Below are 13940 nucleotides of genomic sequence, written 5' to 3'. Positions count from 1 at the left end.
GCACTCTCGGAGTGCGGGGTTCGTTGTCGTCTGTCCGGGGGAAATCGGCGTCAAGCGCACATCGGAAAATCGAGATTATGCCGACCATCGAGCATGGTGTGGTTCCTGTTTCAGCTGGCGCTGATGATCGTCGGCGCGATCGTGCACATATCGGTGGACCGGTCGGCGCGCAGGCGCACCACCGGCCGCGTGGCAGAGCTCGTGATGCTCTGGATTCTCGTACCCGGCGGGATCTTCGGGATCCTGGCCGGCATCGGACATGTCGGTCCGAACGCGGCGGAGGTCGCCAAGGACATCGGACCCGACTTCCACCCCGGCATGTTCCAGTGGGAACTCGGGTGGAACGACATCGCAGTGGGGCTGCTGTGCGTGCTGACCTTCCGGGTGCGTAACCGCGGCGGATGGCTCGACGCCGCGGTCTGGGCGCTGGCGATCAGCTACGGCGGCGACCTCGCCGGCCACATCTCGCAGTACTACATCCACGACAACCACGCGACCGACAACGCGTGGGCGATCCCGGCCGAGATCTACATCGTCGGCGTCGTGGTGATCGCGTGGGTGATCTACCGACGAACAACCCCCCGCAGCGTTGCGATCCTGGGACCGAACGCGGCGAGGGGCGTCGACGAAGGGGTCGAGGCTCGCGTCAGCTGAGGCGCTCGAGCACCATGGCCATACCCTGGCCGCCGCCGACACACATCGACTCGATGCCGAAGGTCTTGTCGTGGGTGCGGAGGTTGTTGAGCAGGGTCGTGGTGATCCGCGCGCCGGTCATGCCGAACGGGTGGCCGAGAGCGATGGCGCCGCCCGACACGTTCAGCTTGTCGTGGCCGATGCCGAGCTCGTTGGCCGAGCCGAGCACCTGGACGGCGAAGGCCTCGTTGATCTCCACGAGGTCGATGTCGGACAGCGACATCCCGGAGACCTTGAGCACCTTGCGGATCGCCTCGATCGGGCCCAGGCCCATGATCTCCGGCGAGAGGCCGGTGGCCGCGGTGGCGACGACCCGGGCGAGCGGGGTCAGACCGAGTTCCTTGGCCTTGGTGTCGCTCATGATGACCAGTGCGGCGGCACCGTCGTTGAGCGGGCAGGCGTTACCCGCGGTGATGGTGCCGTCGGGGCGGAAGACCGGCTTCAGCTGCGAGATCTTCTCGTAGGTCGTACCCGCGCGCGGGCCGTCGTCGGTGGTGACCTGCGTGCCGTCGGGCAGGGTGACCGGGTCGATCTCCCGCTCGAAGAAGCCGGACTTGATGGCTTCCTCCGCACGGTTCTGGCTGAGGACGCCCCAGCGGTCCTGGTCCTCACGCGAGATGCCGGTGAAGGAGGCGACGTTCTCGGCGGTCTGGCCCATCGCGATGTAGACGTCCGGGATGAGTCCGTCCTGGCGGGGGTCGTGCCAGATCCCGGCGTCGCCCGCGGCGGAGAGTTCGGTGCGCGCCATCGCGTCGTCGAACAGCGGGTTCTTGGAGTTCGGGGCGCCGTCGGCACCGCCGGAGATGCCGAAGCTCGACACGCTCTCGACGCCGCCGGAGATGATGACGTCGGCCTCGCCGGCCTTGATGGCGTGCAGCGCCATGCGGGTGGTCTGCAGCGACGACGAGCAGTAGCGGTTCACGGTCACGCCGGGGATGTGGTCGTGGCCGAGTTCTACGGCGATCACGCGGGCGATGTTGTAGCCGCCCTGTCCGCCGGGCTGACCGATGCCCCAGTGGATGTCCTCGATGTCGGCCGGGTCGAGTTCGGGCACCTTCGCGAGGGCCGCTTCGACCATCTGACGGGACAGTTCGTCGGGACGGACGTCTTTGAGGGATCCCTTGGCGGCGCGGCCGATCGGGGAGCGGGCGGTGGATACGATAACTGCTTCAGCCATGCGCTCACGCTACCTCAACCAAGCAGATGCTTGGTCGCATTGGGTGGGTGATCACACCTGCTTGAGCAGGCGGCGGAGTCCGGTGGCCACTCGCGTCTCCTCCACCGCGGGAGATTCTTCCGGGGGCTCGGGCAGCGGGGCCGAACCCCATTCGCCGATGGCGTCGAGGACCGGCGGCAACAGGATGTCGGCGGCGAGCGCATATCCCGCCGCCGACGGGTGGTACTGATCCGGTGACAGCATGAAATCGTGCTGGGCCCGGAATTCCTTGGCCATGAGGTCGGCGAGTGGAACCGGGTGTCCGCCTGCGGCGCGCACCGCCGATCGCTGCGCCGCTGCGAGTCGAAGACCCCACTGCCGCAACACGGTTCGCAACGGTTGCGGGATGGCGGTGATCACCCCGAAGTCGGGACAGGTGCCGACGACGACCTTCGCGCCGCCGCCGATGAGCAGGCGCACCGCGTCGCCGAGCCGACGGGCCGACGCGCGGATGCCGTTGCGGGAGGTCACATCGTTCGCGCCGATCAAGATGATCGCCACATCCGGTCGTTCACGGGCGATGAACATCGCGTCGATCTGGGCGGCCAAACCCTTTGACGTCGCACCGACGATGGCCTTGTTGGCGTAGCGGACCGTCTTGCCGGTCTCGGCCGCGACGCGACGCGCGACCTGCACGCCGGGCGTCTCGTCGGCCGTCTCGACGCCGAGCCCGGCCGCGGTGGAATCGCCGAAGACCGTCAGGAACAGATCGATCGGGGTGTCGCGGGTGTAGCGCGTGACCCGGCCGTCCGGGTGGTAGACGCCGTCGCCGTCGGGCGCGTTGTCGGTGCGGTGGGGGATCACCGTGCGGGCGGTCGCGGCCTGGTCGTTGAGGAAGTTCCACACCGCCCATCCCGCCCCGGCCCCGGCCGCGGTGGCTGCCGCCGTGGCCCCGACGTCGCGGGCGACCCGACCCCAGAATCGACCGTCGGTACCGACCCTGCGACTCAAACCGGACACGGCCGCCAGTCTAGAGGGGTCGGCCGGGTGTCGAAGGGACCCGCGGGTTGACGACGGCCGGGTGACAGGGGCGACGACGGTTCTGGGACCATGGAGGCATGCGCATCGCCAATCACGTTGTGGACCTGGTGGGCAACACCCCTCTGGTCAAGCTGAACTCCGTCACCGCGCCCGGATCCGGGCTGGTCGCGGCCAAGGTGGAATACCTCAATCCCGGCGGGAGCAGCAAGGACCGCATCGCGGTTCGGATGATCGACGCCGCGGAGGCCTCCGGCGAACTCAAGCCCGGCGGCACCATCATCGAGCCGACGTCCGGCAACACCGGCGTCGGTCTCGCGCTCGTCGCGCAGCAGCGCGGTTACAAGTGCGTGTTCGTCTGCCCCGACAAGGTCGGCGAGGACAAGCGCAACGTGCTGCGCGCCTACGGGGCCGAGGTCGTCGTGTGCCCGACCGCCGTGCCGCCGGAGCACCCGGACAGCTACTACAGCGTGTCCGACCGCCTGGTGCGCGAGATCGAGGGCGGGTGGAAGCCCAACCAGTACGCCAACCCTGCCGGCCCGCAGAGCCACTACGAGACCACCGGTCCGGAGATCTGGGCCGACACCGACGGCAAGGTCACCCACTTCGTCGCCGGCGTCGGAACCGGCGGCACCATCACCGGCACCGGGCGTTACCTCAAGGAGGTCTCCAACGGTGCGGTGAAGGTCGTCGGCGTCGACCCCGAGGGTTCGGTCTACTCCGGCGGAACCGGACGCCCGTACCTCGTCGAGGGTGTCGGTGAGGACTTCTGGCCGGCCGCCTACGACCCGGACATCCCGGACGAGATCATCGCCGTCTCCGACGCCGACTCGTTCGACATGACGCGCCGCCTCGCCCGCGAGGAAGGTCTTCTCGTCGGCGGTTCCTGCGGTATGGCCGTGGTGGCCGCCCTCCAGGTCGCCGAGCGTGAGGGACCCGACGCCGTCGTCGTCGTGCTCCTCCCGGACGGTGGACGCGGTTACATGGCCAAGATCTTCAACGACGAGTGGATGAGCAGCTACGGCTTCCTCCGCACGCCGCTGGACGCCAACACCAAGGAGTCGCTCGTCGGCGACGTGCTGCGCGGCAAGACCGGCGCCCTGCCCGACCTCGTCCACACCCACCCGCAGGAGACGCTGCGCGACGCCATCGAGATCCTCCGTGAATACGGGGTGTCCCAGATGCCGGTCGTCGGCGCCGAACCGCCGGTCATGGCCGGCGAGGTCGCGGGTGCGGTCACCGAGCGCGATCTGCTCAGCGCGGTCTTCGAGGGTCGCGCCAGCCTGGCCGATCCCGTCTCGGCCCACATGGGAGATCCGTTCCCGCTCATCGGTTCCGGTGAGCCGGTCAGTGCCGCCACCAAAGCCCTCGGCGACAGCGATGCCCTGATGGTCGTCGAGGACGGCAAGCCCATCGGCGTCATCACGCGCCACGACCTGCTCGCGTTCGTCTCGAGCCACCCCATCGTCGGATAGGAGCACCACACTGTGAGTGAACGACGCAGCGCCGCGGATTCGGTTCGCTGGCAAGGTTTCTCGACCCGCGCCATCCATGCCGGATACGACCCGGATCCCCAGACCGGTGCGGTGAACGTGCCGATCTACGCCAGCTCGACCTTCGCCCAGGACGGCGTCGGCGGACTGCGCGACGGCTTCGAGTACGCGCGCACCGGCAACCCGACGCGACGCGCGCTGGAGGCCAATCTCGCCGCACTCGAGCACGGAACCTACGGTCGCGCCTTCGCCTCCGGCATGGCGGCCACCGACTGTCTGCTGCGTTCGACGCTGCGTCCGGGCGACCACCTGGTGATCCCCAACGACGCCTACGGCGGCACCTTCCGTCTCATCGACAAGGTGTTCACCCAGTGGGGCATCACCTACTCGGTGGCGCCGGTGTCCGACGTCGCCGCGGTGCGTGACGCCATCCGTCCGGAGACCAAGCTCGTCTGGACCGAGACGCCCACCAACCCGCTGCTCAACGTCGGCGACATCGAGACGATCGCCTCCATCGCGCACGAGGCCGGTGCGAAGCTCGTGGTGGACAACACCTTTGCCTCGCCCTACCTGCAGCAGCCGCTGACGCTCGGCGCCGACGTCGTGCTGCACTCGACCACCAAGTACCTCGGCGGCCACTCCGACGTCGTCGGCGGTGCGCTGGTCACCGACAGCGAAGAACTCGACGAGGCCTTCGCCTTCCTGCAGAACGGCGCGGGCGCGGTTCCCGGACCGTTCGACGGCTACCTGACGATGCGCGGCACCAAGACGCTCGCCGTCCGCATGGACCGCCATTGCGACAACGCCGAGAAGGTCGTCGAGTTCCTGAACTCGCACGACAAGATCGAGGCCGTCCTGTACCCGGGACTCGAGAACCACCCGGGTCACGAGGTCGCGGCGAAGCAGATGAAGCGCTTCGGCGGCATGGTGTCGGTCCTGGTCAAGGGCGGCATCGAAGAGGCCAAGGCCTTCTGCGCCCGCACCGAGGTCTTCACGCTCGCCGAATCGCTGGGCGGCATCGAGTCGCTGATCGAACATCCCGGCGCGATGACCCACGCGTCGACGGCCGGTTCGCTGCTGGAGGTCCCCGCCAACCTGGTCCGACTGTCGGTGGGTATCGAGGACATCGACGACATCCTGGGTGACCTGGAGAACGCGCTGCGCTGAGCGCCATGCTGCTGACCCCGGCCGACATCGAGAAGGCGACCACCGAGCTGTCCGGTGTCGTCCGCCGGACGCCGATGGTGGCATCCCGCGTGCTGTCCGAGCGGAGCGGGGCCGACGTCTGGCTCAAGTGCGAGAACCTGCAACGGACCGGCTCGTTCAAGCCGCGCGGTGCGTATCTGCGGATATCTCGACTGACCGCCGAGGAGCGCGTCCGCGGCGTCGTCGCGGCGAGCGCGGGCAACCACGCGCAGGGTGTCGCCTGGTCGGCGACCGAGCTGGGCCTCACCGCACGCGTGTACATGCCGACCGGTGCGTCGTTGCCCAAGATCGCGGCGACGAAAGCCTATGGCGCCGAAGTGGTTCTGGCCGGCGAGACGGTGGACGACGCGCTCGTCGAGGCCCAGCGGTACGCGGATCAGACCGGGGCCGTGCTGATCCATCCGTTCGACCACCTCGACATCGTCGCCGGCCAGGCGACGGTCGGGATCGAGATCCTCGAGCAGATGCCCGACGTCACCACGATCGTCGTACCACTCGGCGGCGGCGGTCTGCTCGCCGGAGTCGCCGCGGCAGTACAGGCGTCGAGGCCGGACGTCCGAGTGATCGGTGTGCAGGCGGCGCAGGCCGCGGCCTGGCCGACATCTCTGGCGGCGACCCGTCCGGTTCCCGCGGCGTCGATGAACACCATGGCCGACGGCATTGCCGTGGCCCGGCCGGGTGACGTTCCGTTCGCGCACGTCACCGAGTACGTCGACGAGGTCGTCACGGTCAGCGAGGAAGAGCTGAGCACGGCGCTCCTGCTGATGCTCGAGCGGGCGAAGATGGTCGTCGAACCCGCCGGTGCCGCAGGCGTTGCCGCGGCGGTCGGCGGCACCCTCGACTTGTCGGGGAAGGTCTGCGTCGTGTTGTCCGGCGGCAACATCGACCCCTTGCTGCTGCGCCACGTCACCACCCACGGCCTCACCGCCGCGGGCCGGTTCCTGACGTTCACCGCCACCGTCTCCGACCGCCCGGGCGGACTCCTCGCACTACTCGAACTGCTCCGCGATCTCGGCGCGAGCGTCATCGACATCGTGCACTCACGCGTCGCCGACGACCTGTACCTCGGCGAGGTACAGGTGACGGTCAGCGTCGAGACCCGCGGGCCCGACCACCAGCAGGACGTGCGCCGAGCACTGAATGAGGCCGGATTCCTGCGGGCGGGTTGACCGTCGGGTTGTGGATGGGGCGGTCACCTGTGCACTCATCTGGTCGTCGGGCATCGGTACGCACATACCTTGCCGTGCATGGGAAGACGATCACACTCAACCGAGTCGGCCTGGGGACCTGAGCATGCGGAGCGGATCCGGCAGGATCTGCACGACAGCTGGCGATGGCTTCGGCGTACCTGCGAGACGCTGCTCGAAGAACTCGAGTCGCTCAACGGACCGGTCTGCGGGGAGCACCATGCGCGTCGGGCACGGTTGGCGAAGGCGAAGCCGCGATTGGAGACGACACTGGATGCAGGGGAGTATGCCGTGCGGACACTGCCGAACCTCCCTCTGACGTGGATCGAGAGGTCAGCGGTACCGGTGTTGACGGGAGCCGGCGAGTCCTACGATGCCGGGGACCTCTGGGACATTCTCGAATGTGTGGAGCGGAACGAAGCGGGCTTGGTGCTCTTCGAGACATCGGCCGGACGTCATCGTCTCGACGACACCATTACCGGACGGGTGCTGAATGTGTCGATTGACGGGCTCTACTGGCACCACGTCGACGTGATCTTCCAAGAGTTGCCCGACAAGAAGCTCGACGGGATGGTCATCCACATTCTGACCAGGGACCGGGGTCTCCGCCGCGACCATGCCTCGACCCGGCGTCGTCCGTCGGTGGTCGAGGCCGAGGTCGACGTCATGCTGTTGGCGCCGATAGGTATTGCGCCGAAGGTTGATTCGGTTCCCGTCCGCTTGGTGGCCGCACTGCACGACGAGGTCGGAATCGACGAGTCGGTACCCCTTCACCTGGACGTCCTGGACGAGCAGACCCGGACCGTCTTCGCCGCGTGAACCCGTGTGGGCCTAGGTCGCCGGTGGCAGATGCGCGAAGTGCTTGAGCGTGTCCGCTTCGATCGACTTGTACACCGTCGACGACGCCGGACCGGAGAACGCGGTGACTGCCTTCGACTTGGTGGGCAGTTCCAATACGAAGGTCCACCGTAGGCGGCAGCCGACGTCGGCGGGATCGATCTGAGTTGCCTCGCCGAACCGTCGGATACCGGGGACGTTGGCGCTCTTGACCCGGAATGCGTTGTGGTACCTGCCCGCTTCGGGCTCCTCGGCCCAGTGGAAGAAGTCTTCCTCAAGCGTCACGTAGCCCGGGCCGAGCACCGCCTTCCGTGTCGCGCCGGCACCGTAGGGCAGGGGAGACGTGAACTCGATCTTCTTGATCGCGCGACACCAGTCGAGGGTGTTCTGGCGGGTGAACTCCGCCCACGCGCGCTGCGGGGTGACCGGCAGCCGAACGTCGATCACGTGGCGCACGGGCGCGTCGTCGAAGAAGTCGAGGTCGAAGGTCTCCAGCGAGTAGGAACGTCCCATGCGGCCCATTCAAGCATCGACCAGTCGGTCACACAGGCGCTTCCGCGACGGGACCGGCGAATACGAGTGAACCGATTGCAGCTGTGCTGCGTCCAAGACATATGACTCTTTTCCCGGCCGACCGACACGGACTCATCCGACGCGAGGCAACGCTCAGGCTCGGCATATCCGACGATGTCGTCGCACGCGTGCGGTCCGGCGAGGTGAACTCGTCCGGCTTGCGCCGGGCGTCTGTGTCGTGCCGGTACCCGAATCCGACACTGCCGAGGACGAGCTGTACCGCCTGAAGTCGATCGCCGTCGCCACCTCGGCGCGCGACGGAGACACGTCGACGCTCAGTCATGACTCGGCGGCAGCCTTACTCGGACTGTCACAGCTCCATCCGGAGCGCGACCTCGTCCATCTCACGAAGACACGAAAGCGCGGTGGTTTCGTGCGCGGCCACCGCATCGTCCACGCCGGCCCGTTGTCACCCGAAGACATCACCGACGTCGACGGAGTTCCGGTCACCACTCTCGAACGCACCGCCGTCGATGTCGCGATGGCCGGCGACTTCGAACGAGCTCTCGTCGTGTTCGACCGCGCTCTCGCACTCAAAGCAGACGTGGAACGGATGAAAATCATCCTCGAATCACGCGGCCGATGGCGCGGTCTGGGTACAGCGCGTCGGGCGCTTTCACTTGCCGACGCCGCGTCGGAGAGCATCGGTGAATCGTGGAGTCGGGCCCAGATGATCGCGGCCGGGCTGCCGATTCCCCGTCTGCAGCACACATTTCAGACGAGCGATGGACCTGCGCGTGCCGATTTCGATTGGGAGGGAAAGCTTGTCGGCGAGTTCGACGGGCTGCAGAAGTATGGACGTCTGTTGCGTCCGGGAGAGACCGCCCGCGACGCGCTGATCCGCGAGAAGCGACGCGAGGATGCCCTACGCGCACAGGGGATCGTGGTGGTCCGCTGGACGTGGGCGACGCTCGAACGCCGGGAGCTGGTCGGTGTGCTCGCTCCGTGGCTGGACACGCTCGCGGCCGCCTGACCGGCGAACCTCGGTCCCGACGTGCAGACGTCGATCGACGTCTGCACGTCGAAACGAAGTCGACTTGATTGACGGTCCGGACCGGAATCATCCGATCGGATGACACTGTGCGCCAACGTTTTTGTCGTACCCCCGTGACACCTTGCTCTCAGACGCGGTTCCGCTTCCCAGAACCGTGAGCAGAGAGGAAAGAACGATGAGCAACCCCCAGAGAAAGAGATGGCCGTGGGCGGCAGGCGTCCTGGCGGCATTCGTGATGATGATCGGGGGCGTGGCCGGCGTCGGCGCGAGCGTCTCCTCGCAGGCGTCACCGAGCGTGCAGGCTCCCATGATCAAGCTCGTGTCGGAGAAGTCGAACGCAGTCGCCATGGCGAGGGACTACCTCGCGTACAGCAGTTTCTCGAAGTCGGGGCTGATCGGCCAACTCGAGTTCGAGGGCTTCTCATACTCGGACTCGTCCGCCGCCGTCGATCAACTCGAGGCTGATGGCGAGGTGAATTGGTATGTACAGGCAGCAAAGTCGGCCCGGCAGTACCGCGAGTACTCGCCGTTCTCTCGACAGGGGCTGATCGAGCAGCTGGAGTTCGAGGGTTTCACCCACGAACAGGCCGTGTACGGGGCCGACCACAGCTAGCCAGAAGTATCTGGTCTTGCGCCTTCGCCGTTACCGAAATGTCTCGGGAATGACTGTGATCGTCGCGATTCAGCGCTCGATTCGTCTCAGTAAACGACACGTCGGAAGCGTCAGACCTGTTGTGCAGAATGACATTTGAGCGGCCCGCTTCCCGGGACCGCAGTGAAGAAGGAACATGATGACCGACCCCCAGAATCCTCAGCCCGGCCAGCCCTACCCGGGACAGCCCCAGCCCGGACAGCCGTACGGGCAGCAGCCCCCGCCCGGACAGCCCTACGGGCAGCAGCCCCAGTACGCCCCCGGGCCGTACGGCGCTCCGCCGGCGTACCAGGCGCCGACCCAGCCGCCGAAGAAGAAAAAGAAGTGGCCGTGGATCGTGGGTATCCTGGTCGTGCTCATCGTGATCATCGCGGCAGTGTCCGGCGGTGGGGACGATTCGTCCGACAACACTGCATCGTCGGGCAGCTCGAACTCCGGCGATCAGGCCGGATCGGGTACCGACGACGGCGACGAGAAGACCGACGAGCAGGCCGCCGGGCTCAACACGCCAGTGCGCGACGGCAAGTTCGAGTTCGTCGTGAAGAACGTCGAGGCAGGGCTGTCGTCGGTCGGCGACAACCAGTTCCTCACCGAGGAAGCACAGGGCCAGTTCGTGATCGTCACCATGACGGTGAGCAACACCAGCAAGGAGCCGAAGAGCTTCTCGCCCAGCGACCAGAAGCTCTTCGACACCGAAGGCCGCAGCTTCGAGCCCGACACCTCGGCGCAGATCTCGCTGGGCGCGGGCGACATCCCCGTCTGGGACAACATCAACCCGGGTAACACCGTCGAGGTCAAGGTTGTCTACGACATGCCCACCGACGCCAAGCCGGCCAGCATCGAGCTTCACGACTCGATGTTCTCCGACGGCGTGAAGGTGAATCTGGGCTGATCGGGCAACCCGACTGAGAAACCCACCACAAATGGACAATCCCACCACCCTTCGGGGTGGTGGGATTGTCCAAAAGTGGTGGGTTTCAACCCCTCAGCCGTGGTACGGCTCCGCGCTGACGAGGGTCACCTTGATCGTCGCGCCGCTGGGCACCGAGTACTCGCGCGTCTCGCCGACCTTGGCGTCGATCAGGGCCGAGCCCAGGGGCGAGCTGGGGGAGTAGGTCTCGAGCTTGCCGCCCGAGGCGCCTTCTTCGCGCGTTGCGATGAGGAAGGTCTCGGTGTCCTTCTCGTCGCCGTCGTAGTAGACGGTGACGACGGAGCCGGGCAGGGCGACGCCCGACTGGGTAGGGGCTTCGCCGACCTTCGCGTTGTTCAACAGTTCCTGCAGCTGGCGGATACGCGCTTCCTGCTGGCCCTGCTCTTCGCGGGCGGCGTGGTAGCCGCCGTTCTCCTTGAGATCGCCCTCTTCGCGTCGTTCATTGATCTCGGCGGCAATGACCGGACGATTGGCGATCAATGAGTCGAGTTCGCTCTTGAGGCGATCGTGCGACTCTTGGGTCAACCAGGTCACCTGGGTGTCGGTCATCGGTCACTCCTTCGTGTTGTCCGCGCCGCGATGCGACTCTTTCACCGCGCGGCATATGGACTGCTATAAATGCAGCAACACGACCCCTCGCGGAGCCGTGTATCCGATCATCATACCAGCCGATGAGACCTATGGCACATCAGGTGTTCCAGCCGTTGCCGCGTCGAGTGCTTCCTGGTAGGTGGGTTCCGCTCGCTTCAACCATCCCACAACGAAATACGTCACCGGCATGATGACGATCTCCACGAGCGTTTTCCAGACAAATCCGACAATCGTGTAGTTGACGAAGTCTCCCCAGGTGGAGATACCCAGGGCGGTTGCCGCGATCGAGCAGAAGACGAGGGTGTCCGCGAATTCGCCGACCACCGTCGATCCCAAAAGGCGCGCCCACAGATGCCGTTCACCGGCACGCTCTTTCATTTTGACCAACACGAATGAATTCAGGAATTCGCCGACCACATATCCGGCGAGGCCGGCGAGCAGGAATTGCGGAACGACGCCGGCGACCGTTTCGAAAGCCTCCTGGCCTTCATAGAAATCGGCGGCGGGTAGGTGGATGGTCAGCCAGAAACACAGCGAGGCGAGGATGAGCACGGCGAAGCCGGCAAGGATGGTGCGGCGCATCGCGCGGAAGCCGTACACCTCGCTGATCACGTCACCCAGGACGTAGGCGAGTGGGAACAGGAAGAAGGCGCCGTCGGTGACCAGGCCCTGCATGTGAACGGGGCCCACGTCGAGGTGGAGCCAGTCATCGAACAGCACGACACCCTTGGTGCCGGTCACGTTGCTGATCAGCATCACACCGACGAACAGCGCGACGAGGAGCGGGAAGTAGCGGCTGCCGATGGCGGCGAACGCGGCGCGGGGTGCTGCCGCGTCGCCCGGTTCGGTCGGCCGCGTGCTCACGACTCGGGCTGGAGGTAGGCGGGCACGTCGACGGTGCAGCCGAAGACCTCACCGATGACCGGCGGCTTGGAGGTGGTGACCTCGGTGCGGACGCCGATCCGCTCGGCGGGGTCGGCCGGGATCAGGATCTCGCGCCGGCCGGTCTCACTGCCGTCTTTCGACCGTCCGCGCACCACGCAGGCCGCAGGCTTGCTCGGGTCGGAGCGGTCGACGGTGAACTGCACGGCGACGGTGTTGTCGTCGAGGATCTCGTAGCCGGTCGCCTCACCGGAGACGTCCGCGGTGCCGAACTTGCTGTAACCGATCGCTGCCAGCGTGACGCCGGCCACGACGACGAGTATCGACAGGGCGAGGAACCAGCGGCGACGGGTGTGAGCGGACGCGGAATTCTCCGGGTAGGTCGCGCGCGGGCCGCTGCGAGGGCGCTCCGCGGCGCCCCCATCCGAACTGTTCACGCGTCAATACCTACCATGGGACCAGTAACGATCCGAAGGTGAGGAACTGTGACCGAATCCCATGCCGACGGCCCGCAGCCGGGTGTGTTCCGTCTGATGGCGGTCCACGCGCACCCCGACGATGAGTCGAGCAAGGGTGCGGCCACGACCGCCAAGTACGCGGCCGAAGGCAACGAGGTGCTCGTCGTCACCCTGACAGGTGGCGAGCGCGGCGACATCCTGAATCCGGCGATGGACCGTCCCGGCATCAAAGAGCGGATGACCGAGGTCCGCCGCGAGGAGATGGCCCGGGCCGCCGAGGCCCTCGGCGTGAAGCAGACGTGGCTGGGCTTCGTCGACTCCGGGCTCCCCGAGGGCGACCCGTTGCCGCCGCTGCCGGAGGGCTCGTTCGCGACCGTTCCGCTCGACGAGGCGACCGAGGCGCTCGTCCGTCTGGTCCGCGAGTTCCGTCCGCACGTGATGATCACCTATGACGAGCACGGCGGGTACCCGCACCCGGATCACATCCGGTGCCACGAGGTGTCGGTCGCGGCCTACGACCAGGCCGGCGACCCCGACGCATTCCCCGGAACCGGTGAGCCGTGGACGGTGTCGAAGCTGTACTACACGCACGGTTTCATCCGCGACCGGATGGAGCTCTTCTCCGACGAGTTCGAGCGCCACGGTCAGGAGAGCCCGTTCACCGAGTGGCTCAGCAAGTGGGACCCGAGCCGGGGCGACCTCATGGGTCGGGTGACCACCCAGGTCGAGTGCGCCAAGTACTTCCCGCAGCGTGACGATGCGTTGCGCGCACATGCGACGCAGATCGATCCCAACGGCATGTTCTTCGCCGTACCGTTGGAGTGGCAGCAGCGACTCTGGCCGACCGAGGAGTTCGAGCTGGCCAAGACGCGCGTGAAGACCGCCCTGCCCGAAACCGATCTGTTCACCGGAATCGAGGTGTCATGAACATCGCCATCGTGAACACCGTGATGGTCGTCGCGGCCGAGGAGCCGCAGGGGCCGGAGTTCGGCAAGTCGTCGCCGCTGGGATTGCTGGTGATCCTGTTGCTGCTGGTCGGGACCGCGTTCCTGATCTGGTCGATGAGTCGCCAGCTAAAGAAGCTGCCCGAGTCCTTCGACACCGAGCACCCCGAGGCAGACCAGGCGTTCGACGAGGGCACCGACCCGTCGGGGCCGGTCACCGCCGCCGACGACGCCGCACCCGGTAACCAGGACGCGACGAGCACCACCGGGACCGATGAGCGACGCCCGGCGGACACCTGACGGTT

Annotated in this window: 15 protein-coding genes and 1 pseudogene; 10 read left to right on the top strand and 6 right to left on the bottom strand. The window is 66.8% G+C overall.

The features are described 5' to 3' along the window. Positions 1-93 precede the first annotated feature (93 nt). Positions 94-654: a DUF6790 family protein gene (locus M1L58_RS14730; RefSeq protein WP_248659441.1), complete on the top strand. Its 561-nt coding sequence runs from the start codon at positions 94-96 to the stop codon at positions 652-654. Here the strand turns inward: M1L58_RS14730 and M1L58_RS14725 are convergent. Beyond that, complete coding sequence (locus M1L58_RS14725; protein WP_248659440.1) at positions 647-1870, bottom strand: acetyl-CoA C-acetyltransferase; 1224 nt, start codon at positions 1868-1870, stop codon at positions 647-649. The genes M1L58_RS14730 and M1L58_RS14725 overlap by 8 nt on opposite strands. A gap of 51 nt (positions 1871-1921) precedes the next feature. After that, a complete protein-coding gene (locus M1L58_RS14720; RefSeq protein ID WP_227026365.1) occupies positions 1922-2869 on the bottom strand; it encodes an SGNH/GDSL hydrolase family protein in 948 nt (315 codons plus the stop codon). Between the two features lie 98 nt (positions 2870-2967). Between M1L58_RS14720 and M1L58_RS14715 the strand changes: the two genes are divergently transcribed. The 4 genes from M1L58_RS14715 to M1L58_RS14700 all read left to right on the top strand — a co-directional run bounded on the left by M1L58_RS14715 (position 2968) and on the right by M1L58_RS14700 (position 7592). Further along, positions 2968-4362, top strand: a complete 1395-nt coding sequence (locus M1L58_RS14715; RefSeq protein WP_154882955.1) for a cystathionine beta-synthase — start codon at positions 2968-2970, stop codon at positions 4360-4362. A 12-nt stretch (positions 4363-4374) separates the two neighbouring features. Then, positions 4375-5547: a cystathionine gamma-synthase gene (locus tag M1L58_RS14710; RefSeq protein WP_006867499.1), complete on the top strand. Its 1173-nt coding sequence runs from the start codon at positions 4375-4377 to the stop codon at positions 5545-5547. A gap of 5 nt (positions 5548-5552) precedes the next feature. Beyond that, positions 5553-6755, top strand: coding sequence for a threonine ammonia-lyase (gene ilvA, locus M1L58_RS14705; protein WP_248659439.1), 1203 nt, complete (start codon positions 5553-5555; stop codon positions 6753-6755). Between the two features lie 78 nt (positions 6756-6833). After that, positions 6834-7592, top strand: a complete 759-nt coding sequence (locus M1L58_RS14700; RefSeq protein WP_248659438.1) for a hypothetical protein — start codon at positions 6834-6836, stop codon at positions 7590-7592. Between the two features lie 12 nt (positions 7593-7604). Here the strand turns inward: M1L58_RS14700 and M1L58_RS14695 are convergent, their stop codons facing one another. Then, positions 7605-8123: an SRPBCC family protein gene (locus tag M1L58_RS14695; RefSeq protein ID WP_248659437.1), complete on the bottom strand. Its 519-nt coding sequence runs from the start codon at positions 8121-8123 to the stop codon at positions 7605-7607. Between the two features lie 101 nt (positions 8124-8224). On the opposite strand from M1L58_RS14695, the pseudogene M1L58_RS14690 reads away from it, so the two are divergent. From M1L58_RS14690 to M1L58_RS14680, 3 genes and pseudogenes are all read left to right on the top strand, one after another. Then, a pseudogene (locus M1L58_RS14690) lies at positions 8225-9156 on the top strand (type IV toxin-antitoxin system AbiEi family antitoxin domain-containing protein). A 196-nt stretch (positions 9157-9352) separates the two neighbouring features. Beyond that, positions 9353-9790 (top strand): Ltp family lipoprotein, encoded by a 438-nt coding sequence (locus M1L58_RS14685; RefSeq protein ID WP_248659436.1) that lies wholly within the window; start codon positions 9353-9355, stop codon positions 9788-9790. 178 nt (positions 9791-9968) lie between these two features. Continuing rightward, positions 9969-10721, top strand: a complete 753-nt coding sequence (locus M1L58_RS14680; RefSeq protein ID WP_248659435.1) for a DUF4352 domain-containing protein — start codon at positions 9969-9971, stop codon at positions 10719-10721. A 93-nt stretch (positions 10722-10814) separates the two neighbouring features. Here the strand turns inward: M1L58_RS14680 and greA are convergent, their stop codons facing one another. The 3 genes from greA to M1L58_RS14665 all read right to left on the bottom strand — a co-directional run bounded on the left by greA (position 10815) and on the right by M1L58_RS14665 (position 12670). Then, positions 10815-11309, bottom strand: a complete 495-nt coding sequence (gene greA, locus M1L58_RS14675; protein ID WP_006866060.1) for a transcription elongation factor GreA — start codon at positions 11307-11309, stop codon at positions 10815-10817. 129 nt (positions 11310-11438) lie between these two features. Beyond that, complete coding sequence (locus tag M1L58_RS14670; RefSeq protein ID WP_248659434.1) at positions 11439-12215, bottom strand: queuosine precursor transporter; 777 nt, start codon at positions 12213-12215, stop codon at positions 11439-11441. Further along, the gene (locus M1L58_RS14665; RefSeq protein WP_006866058.1) at positions 12212-12670 is read right to left on the bottom strand and encodes a DUF4307 domain-containing protein; all 459 of its coding nucleotides are present in this window, start codon (positions 12668-12670) and stop codon (positions 12212-12214) included. The genes M1L58_RS14670 and M1L58_RS14665 overlap by 4 nt, the downstream gene beginning before the upstream one ends. 48 nt (positions 12671-12718) lie before the next feature. On the opposite strand from M1L58_RS14665, the gene mca reads away from it, so the two are divergent. Next, the gene (gene mca, locus M1L58_RS14660; protein ID WP_006866057.1) at positions 12719-13618 is read left to right on the top strand and encodes a mycothiol conjugate amidase Mca; all 900 of its coding nucleotides are present in this window, start codon (positions 12719-12721) and stop codon (positions 13616-13618) included. Continuing rightward, a complete protein-coding gene (locus M1L58_RS14655; protein ID WP_154882946.1) occupies positions 13615-13935 on the top strand; it encodes a hypothetical protein in 321 nt (106 codons plus the stop codon). Before mca ends, M1L58_RS14655 begins: the two co-directional genes overlap by 4 nt. Positions 13936-13940 lie beyond the last annotated feature (5 nt).

It is taken from the genome of Gordonia sp. C13 (genome assembly GCF_023218005.1).
Lineage (GTDB): Bacteria > Actinomycetota > Actinomycetes > Mycobacteriales > Mycobacteriaceae > Gordonia > Gordonia namibiensis.
Note: the sequence above shows the minus strand (reverse complement) of the source record. Positions and strands in the feature narration are given on the sequence as shown.

Bases quoted from the DNA above. Each gene is read 5' to 3' on its own strand.
- M1L58_RS14730 (WP_248659441.1), top strand. From the start codon at position 94: ATGGTGTGGTTCCTGTTTCAGCTGGCGCTGATGATCGTCGGCGCGATC.
- M1L58_RS14725 (WP_248659440.1), bottom strand. From the start codon at position 1,870: ATGGCTGAAGCAGTTATCGTATCCACCGCCCGCTCCCCGATCGGCCGC.
- M1L58_RS14715 (WP_154882955.1), top strand. From the start codon at position 2,968: ATGCGCATCGCCAATCACGTTGTGGACCTGGTGGGCAACACCCCTCTG.
- ilvA (WP_248659439.1), top strand. From the start codon at position 5,553: ATGCTGCTGACCCCGGCCGACATCGAGAAGGCGACCACCGAGCTGTCC.
- M1L58_RS14700 (WP_248659438.1), top strand. From the start codon at position 6,834: ATGGGAAGACGATCACACTCAACCGAGTCGGCCTGGGGACCTGAGCAT.
- M1L58_RS14695 (WP_248659437.1), bottom strand. From the start codon at position 8,123: ATGGGACGTTCCTACTCGCTGGAGACCTTCGACCTCGACTTCTTCGAC.
- M1L58_RS14685 (WP_248659436.1), top strand. From the start codon at position 9,353: ATGAGCAACCCCCAGAGAAAGAGATGGCCGTGGGCGGCAGGCGTCCTG.
- M1L58_RS14680 (WP_248659435.1), top strand. From the start codon at position 9,969: ATGACCGACCCCCAGAATCCTCAGCCCGGCCAGCCCTACCCGGGACAG.
- greA (WP_006866060.1), bottom strand. From the start codon at position 11,309: ATGACCGACACCCAGGTGACCTGGTTGACCCAAGAGTCGCACGATCGC.
- M1L58_RS14655 (WP_154882946.1), top strand. From the start codon at position 13,615: ATGAACATCGCCATCGTGAACACCGTGATGGTCGTCGCGGCCGAGGAG.